The following is a 15,737-nucleotide window of genomic DNA, read 5'->3' on the forward strand; positions in this document are numbered from 1 at the left end:
CCTCTCAGATGGATGCAACCCGCTCATTAAAGGCATTACTCAGTAACTCAACATTGCCGCCCAAAGAAGCACGAATTCTGCTGGCGTACATTTTAGAGCAGCACTATCAGCTCCCTCGATCTGCCTTAATGTCTCGTGACGATATGGTGCTCAATGAGGAAGCCCAGAGGGCATGGCAAAACCTGGAGGCGCGCAGAATGCAAGGTGAGCCGATTGCTTATGTCTTAGGGAAAAAAGGATTTCACAATATTGAACTACTGGTTGCTCCAGGCGTCCTCATTCCTCGCCCTGAAACTGAATTGCTAGTCGATCTTGCCTTAGCCCAAATCAGTCGGCTACCCCAGATCCAGGGGCAAAGCGGGCCAATTCAATTGCTAGACCTAGGAACGGGCTCTGGCGCGATTGTTCTTGCCATTGCCAGTACTGCCCCAGAGGTAAGCTGCACCGCAACAGATCAATCGGAAGATGCATTGTTGATTGCACAAGAAAATGCACGATTATTAGGGCTTAGCAATAGGGTGAAATTTGCTAAGGGCAATTGGTACGAGGCGCTTGACGCCCAAATGCGCTTTGACGTCATTGTGAGCAATCCTCCGTATATTGCCAATCATGATCCCCATCTAATTGAGGGGGATTTGCGGTTTGAGCCATCATCCGCCCTCACAGATTTCGCCAGTGGGCTTACCTGCTTAGAAGCAATTATTTCCCAGGCGGATTCATACTTAAAGCCAGGGGGTTTCATTGCCGTAGAACATGGATTTGACCAGTCTGAAGCCGTAGTTCAGCTCATGGGTATGGCAGGCTTGGTGGATATTGAAGTGCATCTCGATTTGGCGGGTCATCACCGCGCCGCCTCTGCCAGGAAAAGTCGATCCGATCACTCATAGGATTCGACCAAGACACTTATTAGCCCTTTTTTCTATATAGGCTTAAAATTCAATTTATTAACAGCAGCATATTAACGACGTATTTTAGGAAAAAATGATGGATAACCAAGCAAAAATTCAAGAAATCGTGACTAGCCACCCTGTAGTGCTGTTCATGAAAGGCAACGCACAGTTTCCTCAGTGCGGCTTCTCCGGCAATGCGATCAACATCTTGCGCACCTGTGGTGTAAACGACATCTTCACAGTCAATGTGCTCGAAGATGAAGGTATTCGCCAAGGCATTAAGCAATTTTCAAACTGGCCTACTATTCCGCAGCTGTATATTAATGGTGAGTTTATTGGCGGTTCAGACATCATGACTGAGATGTTTCAGAGCGGCGAACTAAAAACCTTAGTGCAGGCTTAATTACTCAAACTCATCCTATTGATATTTTTGAGCATTTGTTCCATTCGTGACATTTGATTTAAGCACCCTGCTTTTATTTGGCCTGCCATTGGGTATATGTGCAGGCCTTTTAGTTTATGCGCTGAACTTGCGATCTGCCCTCATGCGAGTGCAAGAGCAAATTCAGAATGAAGGGGCTCTAACCACCACTTTACGAACTGAGCGCGATCAGGCCCTGCAACAGGCTATTCGACTAGAGGCAGAGTTACATTCTGAACGCAAGCAAGGCCTTGGCAGAATTGAGTCTCTCAACGAAGCTAAAGAAGCCCTCACCAGTCAGTTCAAGAATCTAGCAAATGAAATTTTGGAAGACAAATCCAAACGCTTTGCTGAGCAAAATGTGGCTAGTCTAGATGCATTGCTCAAACCACTACAGACCAAACTAAGTGAATTTAAAGAACAAGTTAATACGTCTTACGGTAATGAGGCGCGCGAACGCTTTGCCCTTAAAAATGAAATAGAACGCCTGGCCAATCTCAATCTACGCATGTCTGATGAGACCCGCTCCCTAACGCAAGCATTAAAAGGGGATTCTAAAGTGCAGGGTAATTGGGGTGAGCTGGTATTGGAGTCCATCCTAGAATCTTCTGGCCTACGCAAAGGTGAGGAGTATTTGGTTCAAGATAGTCATACTCTGACTGATGGTTCACGTCTCCAACCTGACGTAGTGGTCAAGCTTCCTGAGGGAAGAAGTCTTGTAGTCGATAGTAAGGTATCGATTACTGCGTATGCACGGCATGCCCAAGAAACTGACCCCGCCATTGCCGAACAAGAATTAGCGGCTCATATTCAATCACTACGGCAGCATATTCAGGGGCTGTCTTCGAAGAACTACAGTGCACTTTACGGTATTGGCTCGGTAGACTTTGTGCTGATGTTTGTTCCCATTGAGCCTGCATTTTTGCTGGCCTTAAAAACAGCGCCTAATCTTTATCAAGAAGCCCTCTCTAAAAATATTGTTTTAGTTTGTCCCAGCACCTTGATGGCTACGCTGCGAACTGTAGCCCATCTCTGGCGCCAAGACCACCAAAATCGCAATGCGCTAGAGATCGCAAAACAGTGCGGCAGCTTGTACGATAAGTTTGTCGGATTTGTGGATGACCTAGAAAAATTAGGTCAGCGATTGGATCAAGCCCAAACTAGCTACCATGATGCGTTTAACAAATTGAAGTCTGGCAAAGGCAACCTCATTCGGACTGCAGAAAAAGTACGGGAGTTAGGTGTTAAACCTAGTAAGAGCTTATCAAGCCCCCTGATTGAATCTGCTGCAGATCCTGAATAAACGGCTCTTTTGATTTTGACAAAATCAGATCCCCATTCTTATAGAAAAGTAGCTGTTGCAGCCTGCTTTGGTACTTTCTTAGAGTGGTATGACTTTCTAACTTTTGCTACCTTAGCTGTCATTTTTGGCCCCCTATTCTTTCCTTCTAGCGACCCCAATACGGCTCTTCTAGCCAGTCTAGCGACCTTTGGTGTGGGTATGGTTGTGCGACCACTTGGTGCCGCTTTTTTTGGATCATTGGGCGATCGCATTGGTCGTAAGCCCGTATTCATGATGACAATTAGCCTCATGGGTGTTGCTACTGTGAGCGTTGGATTTTTACCGACCTATGCCGATATTGGCATTTGGGCCGCAGTCTTGTTAGTCGGCCTCAGACTACTTCAAGGCCTTTCTGCCGGCGGTGAAATTGGTGGGAGTGCGGTCTACCTTACTGAACACGCAGGGCAAGAAAATCGTGGGTTCAAGACTAGTTTTTTACAACTCATGGGTCCTCTAGGCATTTTAGTATCGACTATTCAGGTGGCCCTACTTCGGCACTATCTTAGCGATGACCAATTCCAGTCTTGGGGTTGGCGTGTACCATTTTGGATGTCCCTATTGCTCCTGATCATTGCATTTTGGATACGTAGATCTTTAGAAGAAACCCCTGTGTTTCTAGAACTTAGTAAGCATGGTGCAAAAGTTGAATCGCAGTTGATCAATAACTTTAAGAACCCAGAAATTCGAAAGAGAATGTTTCTACTCTTTTTCTGTGTTTCATCCAGTGGTGCCATCTTGTTTTTCTGTGTACAGGTTTACACGGCCATTTTTCTGAAAACAGCAGCCCACCTTCCTAGCGCCTTGGTAGATCAACTCAGTATCTATGCGACCTTGGTTCTTTTCCCGCTGACTATTTTTACAGGATGGCTATCCGATAAAGTTGGTAGAAAACCAGTGGTGGTCTGTGGTCTGATATTCGGGGCGGTATTGATCTATCCGGCATTTGAGATTTTGCAGATACTCAGTGCGCAGTATCTTCAATCGAGCAATGACGTTTTCGTAGTCCAAATAGGGTTGATTCTGACCGCCCTATCCCTCTCACTGGCACTGGTGATCGGACCGCAATCGGCATTACTGGCAGAGCTTTTTCCGGCAAAGAATAGAAATAGTGCAGCCACCCTCCCCCATAATTTAGCGGCGGGGTGGATCGGGGGATTATTACCTCTGATTGTTACTGGCTTGAATCAATGGTCTGGTAACAGCATTGCCGGGCTTTGGTATCCCACGGTATTTCTGGGTTGTGGGGCTGTTGTTGCTTTGCTTTATCTGCCTGAAACCAAGAAAACAGATCTGCTTCTTTAGATCTGTTTCTTTAATCCACTAAGAGCACTTCTAAAAGCAAAAAGACCTAAATGCATGATCAATTTAGGTCTTTAAATGTGGTGCCCCTTGTCCGACTCGAACAGACCACCTACTGATTACAAATCAGTTGCTCTACCAGATGAGCTAAAGGGGCAACGATCAATATTGTAGCCTACTTCACAATCGTCAAGCTTGGCCTATTGGACCTGGGTTTGTCTGCAGGTGCATCAGATTGCCCTGCAACGTGCAATGCAGATACCTTTGTTGGATCAAACGGGAAGGACATGCCTTGCCCATTTTCCTTGGCGTAAATCGCTAATATATGCGTAACCGGCACCATGATTTTTCTGGGTATTCCGCCAAATCGAGCCTGAAAGCTAATCCAATCATTATCTAAATTCAGTTGATGGCAGGCCTCTACAGATAGATTTAGAACAATTTCATTGTTTTTCACGAACTCCATAGGCACCTCTACTCTTTCATCTACAAATACTGCAATGAAAGGCGTAAAACCAAAATCCGTGCACCACTGATGTAGAGCACGGATTAGGTAAGGCTTGTTGCTTGGAACGTCAGACATACTGATATCTCTGATGACGTCATGAGTCGCTTAGCGACGCATAACCTTTTCAGAAGGTGTCAAAGCTTCGATGTAAGCAGGTCTACTGAAGATGCGCTCGGCATACTTGAGTAAAGGGGCAGCATTACGGGATAAATCAATACCGTAATGCTCTAAACGCCACAACAATGGTGCTATTGCAACGTCCAACATAGAAAACTCATCACCCAGCATGTACTTATTTTTAACAAAAATAGGGGCAAGTTGAGTTAAACGATCCCGAATCGCTAAACGCGCTTTTTCATGGGTCTTCTCAGCAGGCTTACCTTTTTCATTCTCTAAAGCCGATACATGCACAAACAACTCTTTCTCAAAATTGAAGAGGAAGAGACGTGCGCGTGCGCGGGCAACTGGATCAGGCGGCATCAATTGTGGGTGAGGAAAACGCTCATCAATATATTCATTAATGATGTTGGACTCATACAAAATCAAGTCGCGCTCAACCAGAATAGGAACCTGACCGTAAGGGTTCATCACTGAGATGTCTTCAGGCTTGTTAAACAAGTCTACGTCACGAATCTCAAAATCCATGCCTTTTTCGAAAAGCACCAAACGGCAGCGTTGCGAGAATGGGCAATTAGTACCCGAATACAACACCATCATAAATTTATTCCTTAAATTTCTAAATCAATACAACACATTACTGCTTTAAATGTAAATCTGAGTTCAAGTCTTCATCTGAATCCGAATGTGAATTCAGATTCAGATCTGTTGTTAATGAATATCTTTCCAGTAGGCTTTATTTAAACGCCAAGCCAACAAGGTAAAGATTGCCAAGAACAAGAGCACAATTACACCAAGACGCTTGCGCTCTAGTTGCACTGGCTCAGCCATCCAAGATAAGAAAGCTACTAAGTCTGCGATGTTGTCGTCATACTCTTGGGGCTTCATTGTGCCTGGGGTCAACTGCTCAAACCCAACAAACACTTTTTCAACCCGAGTCTCGTCATGCGGATCTTTGCGTTCCTCAAACTTTGCCGCTCTCTCGCCTTGTAGCTGCCATAAAACATGTGGCATACCCACGTTTGGATACACTAGATTATTCCAACCGGTTGGTGTGGTGTCATCTTTATAGTAGGTGCGGAAATAGGTATACAACCAGTCTGTTCCACGCGCGCGGGCTTCAACAGATAAGTCCGGTGGTGTTTTACCAAAATACGCCTTGCCATCCTTTGGCGTCATTGAGATGGTCATTAGATCGCCTACTTTGGCATCATTCAGAATCAAATTATCTTTGATCTGTTGATCCGTCAAGCCAATATCGCGTAAGCGGTTGTAGCGCAAACTCACTGCTGAATGGCATCCCGAGCAATAGTTCACAAAGGTCTTGGCGCCATTTTGCAATGAAGCGTTATTACTGACGCGATTAGGAGCCTTGTCTAAAGGAAAGCCTTCCTCATTAGCATTGGCAGCCATTCCAAAACCTAAAGCAGCAACCAAAACCGTAGCCTGCAATACGCCTGTTACAGTTTGTAAAATTCGTTTCATACTAGTTCCTAATTTTTCTCAGGGATTGAATTAATGGGCTGCAAAAGTAATGCGATCAGGAACTTGCTTGAATGAACCCAGCGTGCTCCAGAACGGCATTGCTAAGAAGAAGCCCAGATAATAGATAGTACAAATCTGAGAAATCTTTTCAAATACGGGTGATGGTGGCTGAATGCCCAAATAACCTAGGATCACAAAGCTCACAACAAACACGCCATAAATGTACTTATGAAATTGTGGGCGATAACGAATCGATTTCACCGGTGAGTGATCAAGCCAAGGCAAGAAGAATAAGATCACTACCGAACCGCCCATAATAACTACGCCCCAGAATTTGGCATCAAATGCATAAAAGCCAGCCGCCAAAATCACGGCAATGGCAACGCATGCGCCTTTGACTTTGATCTCTTTACTGCGCAAGGCAAACATACCTAAGATCAATGCCAAGAAAATCCACAAAGGCAATAGGAAATTGGTCGTAGTAGCACGCAACATCGAGTAGAACGGTGTGAAATACCAAACCGGTGCAATGTGTGTTGGCGTGACAAATGGGTTTGCAGGAATAAAGTTATTCGCCTCTAGGAAGTATCCGCCCATTTCTGGAGCAAAGAATACGATTGAGGCAAAGATGATTAAGAATCCACCCAAGTACATCACATCGTGAACACTGTAATAGGGATGGAAAGGAATACCGTCTACTGGATTACCTTTGGCATCCAGCGTGTTTTTAATCTCTACGCCATCCGGATTGTTTGAGCCCACTTCATGCAATGCCAGAATGTGTGCTGCAACCAAACCAATCAATACCAATGGAATGGCTATCACATGGAAGGCAAAGAAGCGGTTGAGGGTAGCATCGCCAACCACATAGTCGCCGCGCAACCAAAGGGACAGATCTGGGCCAATTAGCGGAATTGCGGAGAACAAGTTCACAATAACCTGAGCACCCCAATAGGACATCTGGCCCCAAGGCAGCAAATAGCCAAAGAAAGCCTCGCCCATCAAGCACAAGAAAATGGCGCAACCAAAGATCCAAATGAGTTCACGGGGCTTACGATATGAGCCATAGATCAAACCACGGAACATATGCATGTAAATCACCACAAAGAACATCGAGGCGCCAGTGGAGTGGGTATAGCGAATCAACCAGCCCAAAGGCACTTCGCGCATGATGTACTCAACAGATTCAAATGCCTTAGCTGCATCTGGCTTGTAGTTCATCACCAGGAAAATACCGGTGATGATTTGGATTGCCAAGACCACAATTGCCAAAGCGCCAAAAATGTAGAAGAAATTGAGGTTTTTAGGCGCGTAATACTCGCTCATATGGCGCTTAAAGGCCTCAGTTACTGGTAACCGAGAGTCAACCCAAGCCATTACCTTGACTGCAGCAGATGAGCCAGCAGGGACTTCTTTTTCATGAAATGCCATTTATCTCTCCTTAGGCCTTCTTATCGTCGCCAATGACAATCTTGGTGTCGCTCAAATACATATGTGGCGGCACTTCCATGTTGTCTGGTGCGGGTTTATTCTTAAATACACGGCCTGCCAAATCAAAAGTAGAGCCATGGCAAGGGCAGAGAAAGCCACCTGGCCAAGTATTGGGCAAGGAAGGTTGGGCGCCTGCTTCAAATTTAGCGCTAGGAGAACACCCTAAGTGCGTACAAATGCCCACTACTACTAGATATTCTGGATTGATAGAGCGCCATTGGTTTTGTGCATATGACGGTGTTAGTTCAGCCTGATTTCTTAAAGAATCAGGATCCGCAAGCTCAGAATCAATCTTTGATAGCTCTGCTACCTGCTCAGGTGTGCGACGCACAACCCAAACCGGCTTTCCGCGCCATTCAACCATTCTCATCTCGTCTGGCTTCATACCAGAAATATCAATCTCTACCGCCGCTCCGGCAGCTTTGGCACGCTCAGAGGGCTCAAAACTGGCAACAAAGGGATATATGGCTGCCGCTGCGCCTACGCCACCGACGGCTGAAGTGGCGATCAGCCACTTGCGGCGATCATTGTCCATACTGGGGTCGTTACTCATTTACAAAATTCCTTGGAAGAATGTTTATAGGTGTAAATACTTAATGATGGTATTTTAAAGTAAAAAATAAGGTGCGTAAGAAAGCTGTGAAATTGTTATCCAGAAAACTAGGATTCAGATCAAAAGAAAGGTAAATATGAGCGTTTTAAAGGAATTTAGGGACTTTGCAGTCAAGGGCAACGTCATTGATTTAGCAGTTGGTGTCATCATCGGGGGCGCATTTGGGAAAATTGTCGATTCCCTTGTCAATGACATCGTGATGCCGGTTATTTCTACCCTGCTGGGTGGCCATATTGATTTCACGAACCTTTTTATTGTTTTAGGGAAAATTCCGGAAAATGTTCCGTATACCTACGACGCCCTCAAAAAGGCTGGAATTCCTATCTTTGCTTATGGCAACTTCATCACCATATCCATCAATTTCATCCTGTTGGCATTTGTGATATTTCAAATGGTCAAGGTGGTAAATCGTGTAAGAGTCATGGATGAGCCTCCAGCAGCACCCCCAGCTCCAACGCCAGAAGATATTGTGCTTTTAAGAGAGATTCGCGACAGCCTTAAGAAATAAAAGGGGAATGACAAACAACACTTAATCTAACGACCTTGCGCAAAATTTGTTTGGTCAAGGTCTAGGAATTTAGGGGAATTTTAATTTGGCATTCCCCAAATGTCTTAGGCACCTCTCATAACGTACAGAATAGTCTTTTCCAAGGTTGTATTAATTACCTCTGATTCATTATCAACACTACTTACTCAGGCTTAATACCTGCGATCTTAACGACTGCACCCCACTTGGATGATTCTGCCTTAACCAAGGCTATAAAGTCTGCCGGTGTACCGCCGCCAATTTCATTTCCTTGGGATAGCATTAACTCTCGTAATTGTGGATCCTTAAGAGCTTCATTAGCTGCTGCGTTGAGCTTATCAATAATGGCTTTGGGAGTACCTTTGGGGGCAATCAACCCTTGCCAATTAAGTACTTCAACTTTTGGATACCCTATTTCAGCAAAGGTAGGTATGTTTGGAAGCAATGGCGAGCGCTTTTTACTGGTAATGGCAATTGCTCGCAACTTATCAGCTTTAATACTTGGCATTGCTGAATACATTTGATCAAACATCATGGTGACGTTGCCTCCCATTAAATCGGTCAGCGCTGCAGAGCCACTCTTATAGGGCACATGAATCATATCAATGCCTGCGCTTTGTTTAAAAAGCTCGGCAGATAATTGATGACTTCCTCCAATACCACCTGATGAGTAGGTCAAAATGCCAGGCTTAGCTTTGGCACTATCCACAATATCCCCTACTGTTTTGTATGAAGAAGATGGGTTCACCACCAGAACCAAAGGGCCTTTTTCAATTAAAACAATAGGCATCAAATCAGTTTCAGGGTCATAGCGTAAGTTACCAAACAAGGTTTTATTCACAGCCATCGGTGCAAAGTTGCCCATACCAATGGTGTAGCCATCTGGCGCAGCGCGAGCAATCAACTCGGTACCGATATTGCCACCAGCTCCTGCTTTATTTTCAACAATAATCGGCTGCTTCAAAATGACGCTCATCTTTTGGGCAATCTGACGACTGCGGGCATCAGCCCCTCCACCAGCCCCGTAAGGAACAATGAAGTTGATTGGCTTATTAGGGTAATTTGTTTGCGCTACAGCTTTCAGCGGCATGAGTGCCAGCAATCCCATTATTAATGTGAGATCTATAAACTTGATTGAACGCATGACTATTCCCTTTAAAAATATCGATAAAAATTACTGTGATGAATTGGCAAAGCAATTTGCTGAATGGCGCTGAAGCAACCGAAACTGCGCCCTACTAATCACGATTAATCAACCGTAATCTTTGCTTTTTCAACTACCTTTGCCCAGCGGGTTTGCTCAGACTTAATAAAAACCCCAAACTGAGCTGGTGTATCGCCAATCAACACAGCCCCGTCTTCCAACATTCTTTTGGAATCCTCTTTTGACTTTAAACCCTTAGCAATATCTTTTTGAAGTCTGTCAATAATCGATTGTGGCGTTCCAGCAGGAACAATAATTCCATACCACTGAGAGGTTTCAAAACCCTTGTAGCCCGATTCCGATATGGTGGGAACATTGGGCAACACCTTTGAACGCTCAAGCGAGCCAACAGCTAGCGGCCGCAATGTGCTGCCTTTTATCTGCCCAATTAGAGAGGGCAAACCATTGAAGGTCGCTTGAATTTGACCGCCAATTAAATCGGTCAACATTGGGCCAGAACCTTTATAAGGAACATGCACTAAATCAATACCTGCTTCCACAGAAAAATATTCCATTGCCAAATGTCCAGCGCTTCCATTGCCTGCTGAACCATAATTAATCTTTCCAGGATTCTTTTTGGCATCAGCCACTAAATCTGCTAATGTCTTAATTGGATTCTTTTCGCTCACTGCAATTACATTAGGCACTTTCGCCACCAAGGTAACAGGAGCAAAATCTGTATTTGGGTCATATGGCAATTTTTTCCCAAACAATGCAGGATTAACAGCCAATGTACCTACGTGGCCTAGCATTAAAGTGTAGCCATCTGGTTTAGCTCGTTTAACTTCCTCCATCGCAATATTGCCAGCGCCACCGGGCTTGTTATCAACATAAACGGATTGGCCCAGACTAGTACTAAGACTACTAGCAACAGATCTAGCAATGATTTCAGAGGTTCCGCCAGTAGCAAATGGGACTACCAGACGAATAGATCTGTCTGGATACGCTGAGAGTACAGGCAAAGAAAATAAGGTTGCAAAACACCCAATCAAAGCCGTAAAGAAGATATTAATGAACATTAAAAATTCCCAAAAGAAAGCCAACAAAACACTTAAATAAAATCTCCCACTTAACCGTAAAGCAACTTTCAGCTTCCCACAAGTTGAGATTTGGCTGGTCACTGAAGCGTAGTCGGCCTAAAAACAATACCAGAAGTTGAGTCAGTAACTCTCAAAAATCAACGCTCAGTAACACCACCACACACAATGAATAAACCCACTACATTGCTGTAGTGGGTTTATATAAAGCCAAACTAATTACAAACTAGCTCATGCTAGCAAGCGATTAGAAAGTGTGACGTAAGCCTAATGCATAGCCAGAAATTGATGAACCGGCAGTTGCGCCAACGATAGAGCTACCGTTAACAGATGAAGTTTGGCTGTGGCCAAAAATTCCGTATAAGTTAGTGCGCTTACTTAAGTAGTAGTTTGCGCCCAACTGGTAAGCAGTAACGTTAGCTGTTGGCTCGCCTGCACCAAATGCCTGATAACGACCAAGACCAGCAGATGCCCAAGCTTCGATCACTGGAGTTACATAACTACGAACACCAATCTGTTGACCTGAACGACTGAGGTACTTGCTTGAGTTATTGGCATCTACAATCTTACGATTTACATAGTTTGCATACGCTTTTAAGATTCCGAAGTCGTATGTCGCACCACCGTAATACTGAGTATCACTGGTATTTGTTGTACTAGCAACAGTAACGGCTGTTGAAGGGAACGCAAGTGCTGGATCAAATGTTCCTGCGGCACCTTGGATTTGCTGTTGCTTAAAGTTAGAGTAAGCAGCTGTTACTAACAATTTGTTCAAAGTGTAATCGCCTGAGAAACTTACACCAGTAAAAGTGTTTGGACCACCGGTTACAGCTGCTGCGGAACCTACTTTTCCGTTTGTAGTAGCTGTCGCGGGTGTTGTAGCTACAGCTGCAGTTGTGCGCTGAGTTGCATCTTGTCCGTTCATTACATAGTTCGCAGCCAATCTGAAACCAGCAAAACGAGCTGTTTCACCGTACAAACTGTTAGTTGTCAAAATAGTTACAGCTGTTGATGCTGCACCTTGACCGTCTTGTGATGCTGACAAACCAACTGGACGAATGATGTTACCTGCAACGTTGTTACCGTTACCTGGGTCTGTTGGGTTCAATGCATTCATCCACAATGCTGTGTATTGAGTACCGATGGAAGCTTGCCCGATACCGTTTTTCTTCAAACCAACAAAACTTTGGCGATTGTTAGGTGCCCATGTTGTACCTTGTGGCTGAAGACCAAATTCTGCTGTAAAGAACGCAGAAGTACCACCACCTAAATCTTCAGTACCTTTAAAACCGATACGGCTTGATTGTTCAGCTGACTGACCAAAAGAGCTATTAGTTACTTTTTGTGTAGAAGGACCATTGCCTTGGATTGCACCAGTTGTAGCTGGGCCACTTGCAGAGTTACCAACATAACCTACATCCAAAATACCGTAAACAGTCACTGATGACTGAGCTTGTGCAGCTGATGCAAATGCACCGATTGCTGCAACTGCTAGTAGTGATTTTTTCATTCTTTAAATCTCCATAAATTGAAAGTAATGCCCAAATAAAAAAGGGACTCATGGATTTTGCTTGTATTGCTTTGCTAGACTGGTGGTTAGGGTATTTAAGCGCTGTTTTTGCTTGTCAAAAGATAGTTTTTTGGCTTTCTTCGTTGTATCAGGGCAACAAGCACTTTGTTTTCTGTCTTTTTAGGCCTTTGAATGCCAAAATTGTCAGATGGCAAGCCGTGAATTCTTAAAAATCCTGCAGTCCGCCCGTTTAGGTGATGTTTCCGCGCAACAAAATGTAGCTGCGGCTTACCTCACAGGCGCCTTTAAAACCCCGATTCAACCCGCTAATGCCTTGATTTGGCTGGAAAAATCCTATCTTTCCATTACCAATCAAGAGCTTAGCAATTTAAGCTTAGAAATTAGTCTAGGTTCTGGTGATCACCCCACTCACCCCCAATTGCTTGGCATTTTGGAGCAAATTGCTACTGTGCCTTTGGCTGCCACCCTCAATTCAACTGCTTTTGGCTTTGGCTGGGAAATCTTTTGGCAAATGGCGCAAAGGGATGTTTCAGCAAATCATGCTGTCCAGTGGCAACTAGCCGATTTACTACTGCACCCAGATAAAAAAATACTTCAGGCCAACCTTGTTGATTGGCTAGCAAATAAACGTGGTGAGAGTCGTGTTGAGAATCACGGTGTGAATCGCGATCAGAGTGATGGCCATTTTGTTTCTCTGCAAAAACAAGCCAAAGCATTTTTGATGCATTTAGCCAGTATCGATACCCCGTTCACCTTGTCAGCAAAAGCCTTACTGATTCAGCTACAACCCAAAGACGAGGCGCTCTCTTCACTTTGGGGTGCTTGGGTAGAAGATGAAAACGAAAGCGCACTACTGCAAGCAGCTGAGCTTGGCTTGACTGTTGCCAAATACACTCTGGGCTTAAGGCTGGCCCAAACCACTCAAGCTTCTGCATTAACGAATAACAGTTCTGGAAAATCAAATGCCTCTTTGAAAAAAGCAGCCTATTGGTTAGACATGGCGGCAAAAGATGGTGATCGCAATGCTTGGTTTGCGTTAGGAGAAATTTATCGCCGCCCACAGTTTTCTGGATACAGCGCTACCGAGAGCGATCGTTGCTTTGGTATGGCAGCAGATCTCGGTCATGCACAAGCGCAGTTTTTAAAAGGCGCCCACTTATGGCGTAAGCGAGAGAAGTCTGAAGAAAAAGTACGGGGTCTACAAGCCTCTTATTGGATATGGCAGGCCCATCAACAAGGTGTACCTGAAGCAACATTATTACTTTCTAAGGTTTTAGAAAATATTACTAATCAAAAAAGCAACGATTGGCATCGTTTGGCCACCAATGCCCAAACAGTCATTAATCATCATGCTGAGCATCAATTGGATCAAGAGTGGCTTTTAATGTGCCATCGCCTCATTATTGCCAATCAATTTAATCTGAGCAAAGCTGAGCTTTTACTATGCGAAGTCAGCCAACTGCAGCATGAGCATTGTGTGGTGGTGGATATTAGGCATGAGCTACCCAAAATACTTCCCCGGCTTATTCAGATTGATACAACCCAGCAACGTCGCTGCTTGCTAGCCGCCGCTAAAGCTTTTGTAGGAAGTGAATCAGATCAGGAAGGTAATCTGCGACAAAGACGCTATCGATTTGATCGGCTCACCGAGTGGCTCAATACGCACTACGCGCAAGATCAAGCAGTGGTCTAAGCACCCGGATTGTTTGCGTTGGCGTTGGCGTTGGCATCAGCATCAGCATCGGCAGAGTCATCATCGCCTGGCTTAGGCACATAAAAACGGGCAATCAACAAACCCAACTCATACAGCAGGGTCATTGGAACCGCTAACAAGAGCTGCGACAGTACATCTGGTGGGGTAACCACTGCAGAAATGACAAAAGCGCCCACAATGACATAAGGTCGAATTTCTCGAAGCTTTGCTAAGGAAACGACGCCCATTCTTACCAGCACCACCACTACTACTGGCACTTCAAAAGTAATACCAAACGCCAAGAAAGTAGTCATGGCAAAACTTAAGTAATTATCAATGTCAGTTGACATCTCCGCGCCCAAGGGAGCGTTATAACTGGCCATAAACTCAAAGACGGTTGGGAATACTAAAAAGTAAGCAAAGGACATGCCAAAGATGAATAAGCTGTAACTACTGACTACCAAAGGCACAATTAATTTACGCTCATGTTGGTAGAGGCCAGGGGCAATGAAGGCCCATAACTGATACATCACCACTGGCAAGGCAACCAAGAAGGCCACCAGCATAGTGACTTTCATAGGTACAAAAAATGAGCCGGTGACATCCGTCACAATCATCTTTCCGCCAGCAGGCAGGGCTTTTAATAGGGGCTGAGCAAACAAATGAAAAATGTCAGGCGCCCAGTACACCAAACACACAAAAACAATGATGATGGCTAAGCCGGCCTTAATGACCCGGTCACGCAATTCAAATAAATGCGATAGAAACGATTCTTGAAGACCGGAGTCTTCGGATGGGTGGTTATCCGACATGAGTAATTAGTGATTGCTTGCGCTGTGGTGAAAACGCTTCATTCTGGCGGCGCCCGATTGCACCCGGGTACGCATTCCCGATGAACGCTTAAACCAAACGGGCCTGGCTGCACGCCGAACACCCCAGCTTTTACGCCCTTGGCGCATTGACTTCGCTAAAACCTCTTTGGCATCAAGCGGCGCTCTGGTGAAGTTGCTTTCATAAATGTCCGCTTGATCACTGAGGTTTGCTTTCGCTTCGTTGACTGTCGATGCAATACTGTTCTCCACCTCTTTAAACATCGAGGTGCTATCTTCACGCAGCTTCTTAAACTCTTCGACTTCCATCTGGCGACTAACCTCAGACTTCACATCTGCCATGTAACGCTGTGCGCGGCCAAATAAATTACCCGCCATACGGGCAACCTTAGGCAGACGCTCGGGACCAATCACCACTAAAGCCACTACAGCGATAAGCGCGAGTTTAGAAACACCAAGGTCAATCATGAATGGATCGATGGATACATCGATGTGTACATCGCATGATTATTGCTTGATGTCTTTAGCTTGTACATCTACCGTTTTTTCTGTAGCAACCGTGTTTTGCTGTATCTGGTCCGGGGTTTCTGTCTTAGGCTCTTCAGATGCTTTCATACCATCCTTAAAACCCTTCACAGCACCACCCAAATCAGCACCCATGTTGCGCAGTTTTTTCGTGCCAAATACCAGCATCACAATAACCAACACAATTAACCAATGCCAAATACTAAATGAGCCCATCATCAATCT

General features: G+C 44.9%; 17 protein-coding genes and 1 tRNA gene. 6 read left to right on the forward strand and 12 right to left on the reverse strand.

The genetic code is table 11. From position 1 onward, the window contains the following. Positions 1 to 8: 8 nt before the first annotated feature. The 4 genes from prmC (at position 9) to B0G85_RS05350 (ending at position 3,955) form a co-directional block, all read left to right on the forward strand. Positions 9 to 887, forward strand: coding sequence for a peptide chain release factor N(5)-glutamine methyltransferase (gene prmC / locus B0G85_RS05335; protein WP_100379418.1), 879 nt, complete (start codon positions 9 to 11; stop codon positions 885 to 887). A gap of 94 nt (positions 888 to 981) precedes the next feature. After that, positions 982 to 1,293 (forward strand): Grx4 family monothiol glutaredoxin, encoded by a 312-nt coding sequence (gene grxD, locus B0G85_RS05340; RefSeq protein ID WP_100379419.1) that lies wholly within the window; start codon positions 982 to 984, stop codon positions 1,291 to 1,293. Positions 1,294 to 1,339: 46 nt separating this feature from the next. Beyond that, positions 1,340 to 2,614: a DNA recombination protein RmuC gene (locus B0G85_RS05345; RefSeq protein WP_100379420.1), complete on the forward strand. Its 1,275-nt coding sequence runs from the start codon at positions 1,340 to 1,342 to the stop codon at positions 2,612 to 2,614. Between the two features lie 15 nt (positions 2,615 to 2,629). Further along, the gene (locus B0G85_RS05350; RefSeq protein ID WP_232725957.1) at positions 2,630 to 3,955 is read left to right on the forward strand and encodes an MFS transporter; all 1,326 of its coding nucleotides are present in this window, start codon (positions 2,630 to 2,632) and stop codon (positions 3,953 to 3,955) included. A 78-nt stretch (positions 3,956 to 4,033) separates the two neighbouring features. Here the strand turns inward: B0G85_RS05350 and B0G85_RS05355 are convergent. The 6 genes from B0G85_RS05355 to petA all read right to left on the reverse strand — a co-directional run bounded on the left by B0G85_RS05355 (position 4,034) and on the right by petA (position 8,106). Further along, a tRNA-Thr gene (locus tag B0G85_RS05355) sits at positions 4,034 to 4,109 on the reverse strand. 18 nt (positions 4,110 to 4,127) lie between these two features. Then, positions 4,128 to 4,535, reverse strand: a complete 408-nt coding sequence (locus B0G85_RS05360; RefSeq protein WP_100379422.1) for a ClpXP protease specificity-enhancing factor — start codon at positions 4,533 to 4,535, stop codon at positions 4,128 to 4,130. Between the two features lie 30 nt (positions 4,536 to 4,565). Next, entirely contained in the window at positions 4,566 to 5,177 is a 612-nt protein-coding gene (locus tag B0G85_RS05365; protein ID WP_100379423.1) for a glutathione S-transferase N-terminal domain-containing protein, read from the reverse strand. 111 nt (positions 5,178 to 5,288) lie between these two features. After that, a complete protein-coding gene (locus B0G85_RS05370) occupies positions 5,289 to 6,062 on the reverse strand; it encodes a cytochrome c1 (RefSeq protein WP_100379424.1) in 774 nt (257 codons plus the stop codon). Positions 6,063 to 6,092: 30 nt separating this feature from the next. Next, positions 6,093 to 7,493, reverse strand: a complete 1,401-nt coding sequence (locus B0G85_RS05375) for a cytochrome b (RefSeq protein WP_100379425.1) — start codon at positions 7,491 to 7,493, stop codon at positions 6,093 to 6,095. 10 nt (positions 7,494 to 7,503) lie between these two features. Beyond that, the gene (gene petA, locus B0G85_RS05380; protein ID WP_100379426.1) at positions 7,504 to 8,106 is read right to left on the reverse strand and encodes a ubiquinol-cytochrome c reductase iron-sulfur subunit; all 603 of its coding nucleotides are present in this window, start codon (positions 8,104 to 8,106) and stop codon (positions 7,504 to 7,506) included. Positions 8,107 to 8,242: 136 nt separating this feature from the next. On the opposite strand from petA, the gene mscL reads away from it, so the two are divergent. Further along, positions 8,243 to 8,674 (forward strand): large conductance mechanosensitive channel protein MscL, encoded by a 432-nt coding sequence (gene mscL, locus B0G85_RS05385; RefSeq protein WP_100379427.1) that lies wholly within the window; start codon positions 8,243 to 8,245, stop codon positions 8,672 to 8,674. Positions 8,675 to 8,855: 181 nt separating this feature from the next. On the opposite strand, the gene B0G85_RS05390 is transcribed toward mscL, so the two are convergent. The 3 genes from B0G85_RS05390 to B0G85_RS05400 form a co-directional block, all read right to left on the reverse strand. After that, positions 8,856 to 9,836 carry a Bug family tripartite tricarboxylate transporter substrate binding protein gene (locus B0G85_RS05390; RefSeq protein ID WP_100379428.1) on the reverse strand — a complete coding sequence of 327 codons (981 nt, stop codon included), beginning with the start codon at positions 9,834 to 9,836 and terminating at the stop codon, positions 8,856 to 8,858. A gap of 104 nt (positions 9,837 to 9,940) precedes the next feature. Further along, entirely contained in the window at positions 9,941 to 10,915 is a 975-nt protein-coding gene (locus B0G85_RS05395) for a Bug family tripartite tricarboxylate transporter substrate binding protein (protein WP_100379429.1), read from the reverse strand. Between the two features lie 265 nt (positions 10,916 to 11,180). After that, complete coding sequence (locus B0G85_RS05400) at positions 11,181 to 12,443, reverse strand: porin (protein ID WP_100379430.1); 1,263 nt, start codon at positions 12,441 to 12,443, stop codon at positions 11,181 to 11,183. A 208-nt stretch (positions 12,444 to 12,651) separates the two neighbouring features. Between B0G85_RS05400 and B0G85_RS05405 the strand changes: the two genes are divergently transcribed. Further along, positions 12,652 to 14,157 carry a tetratricopeptide repeat protein gene (locus tag B0G85_RS05405; protein WP_100379431.1) on the forward strand — a complete coding sequence of 502 codons (1,506 nt, stop codon included), beginning with the start codon at positions 12,652 to 12,654 and terminating at the stop codon, positions 14,155 to 14,157. On the opposite strand, the gene tatC is transcribed toward B0G85_RS05405, so the two are convergent. From tatC to tatA, 3 genes are read right to left on the reverse strand one after another with little or no spacing between them, the layout of a single operon-like run. Then, positions 14,154 to 14,969 carry a twin-arginine translocase subunit TatC gene (gene tatC / locus B0G85_RS05410; protein WP_100379432.1) on the reverse strand — a complete coding sequence of 272 codons (816 nt, stop codon included), beginning with the start codon at positions 14,967 to 14,969 and terminating at the stop codon, positions 14,154 to 14,156. The genes B0G85_RS05405 and tatC overlap by 4 nt on opposite strands. Before the next feature lie 6 nt (positions 14,970 to 14,975). Beyond that, positions 14,976 to 15,455 carry a Sec-independent protein translocase protein TatB gene (gene tatB, locus B0G85_RS05415; protein WP_100379433.1) on the reverse strand — a complete coding sequence of 160 codons (480 nt, stop codon included), beginning with the start codon at positions 15,453 to 15,455 and terminating at the stop codon, positions 14,976 to 14,978. Between the two features lie 39 nt (positions 15,456 to 15,494). Further along, on the reverse strand, positions 15,495 to 15,728 hold the full coding sequence (tatA, locus tag B0G85_RS05420; protein WP_100379575.1) for a Sec-independent protein translocase subunit TatA: 234 nt from the start codon (positions 15,726 to 15,728) through the stop codon (positions 15,495 to 15,497). Between the last annotated feature and the right edge of the window lie 9 nt (positions 15,729 to 15,737).

It is taken from the genome of Polynucleobacter brandtiae, assembly GCF_002797575.1.
GTDB lineage: Bacteria > Pseudomonadota > Gammaproteobacteria > Burkholderiales > Burkholderiaceae > Polynucleobacter > Polynucleobacter brandtiae.

Bases quoted from the DNA above. Each gene is read 5' to 3' on its own strand.
- prmC (WP_100379418.1), top strand. From the start codon at position 9: ATGGATGCAACCCGCTCATTAAAGGCATTACTCAGTAACTCAACATTG.
- grxD (WP_100379419.1), top strand. From the start codon at position 982: ATGATGGATAACCAAGCAAAAATTCAAGAAATCGTGACTAGCCACCCT.
- B0G85_RS05360 (WP_100379422.1), bottom strand. From the start codon at position 4,535: ATGTCTGACGTTCCAAGCAACAAGCCTTACCTAATCCGTGCTCTACAT.
- B0G85_RS05365 (WP_100379423.1), bottom strand. From the start codon at position 5,177: ATGATGGTGTTGTATTCGGGTACTAATTGCCCATTCTCGCAACGCTGC.
- B0G85_RS05370 (WP_100379424.1), bottom strand. From the start codon at position 6,062: ATGAAACGAATTTTACAAACTGTAACAGGCGTATTGCAGGCTACGGTT.
- B0G85_RS05375 (WP_100379425.1), bottom strand. From the start codon at position 7,493: ATGGCATTTCATGAAAAAGAAGTCCCTGCTGGCTCATCTGCTGCAGTC.
- petA (WP_100379426.1), bottom strand. From the start codon at position 8,106: ATGAGTAACGACCCCAGTATGGACAATGATCGCCGCAAGTGGCTGATC.
- mscL (WP_100379427.1), top strand. From the start codon at position 8,243: ATGAGCGTTTTAAAGGAATTTAGGGACTTTGCAGTCAAGGGCAACGTC.
- B0G85_RS05390 (WP_100379428.1), bottom strand. From the start codon at position 9,836: ATGCGTTCAATCAAGTTTATAGATCTCACATTAATAATGGGATTGCTG.
- B0G85_RS05395 (WP_100379429.1), bottom strand. From the start codon at position 10,915: ATGTTCATTAATATCTTCTTTACGGCTTTGATTGGGTGTTTTGCAACC.
- B0G85_RS05400 (WP_100379430.1), bottom strand. From the start codon at position 12,443: ATGAAAAAATCACTACTAGCAGTTGCAGCAATCGGTGCATTTGCATCA.
- B0G85_RS05405 (WP_100379431.1), top strand. From the start codon at position 12,652: ATGGCAAGCCGTGAATTCTTAAAAATCCTGCAGTCCGCCCGTTTAGGT.
- tatC (WP_100379432.1), bottom strand. From the start codon at position 14,969: ATGTCGGATAACCACCCATCCGAAGACTCCGGTCTTCAAGAATCGTTT.
- tatB (WP_100379433.1), bottom strand. From the start codon at position 15,455: ATGATTGACCTTGGTGTTTCTAAACTCGCGCTTATCGCTGTAGTGGCT.
- tatA (WP_100379575.1), bottom strand. From the start codon at position 15,728: ATGGGCTCATTTAGTATTTGGCATTGGTTAATTGTGTTGGTTATTGTG.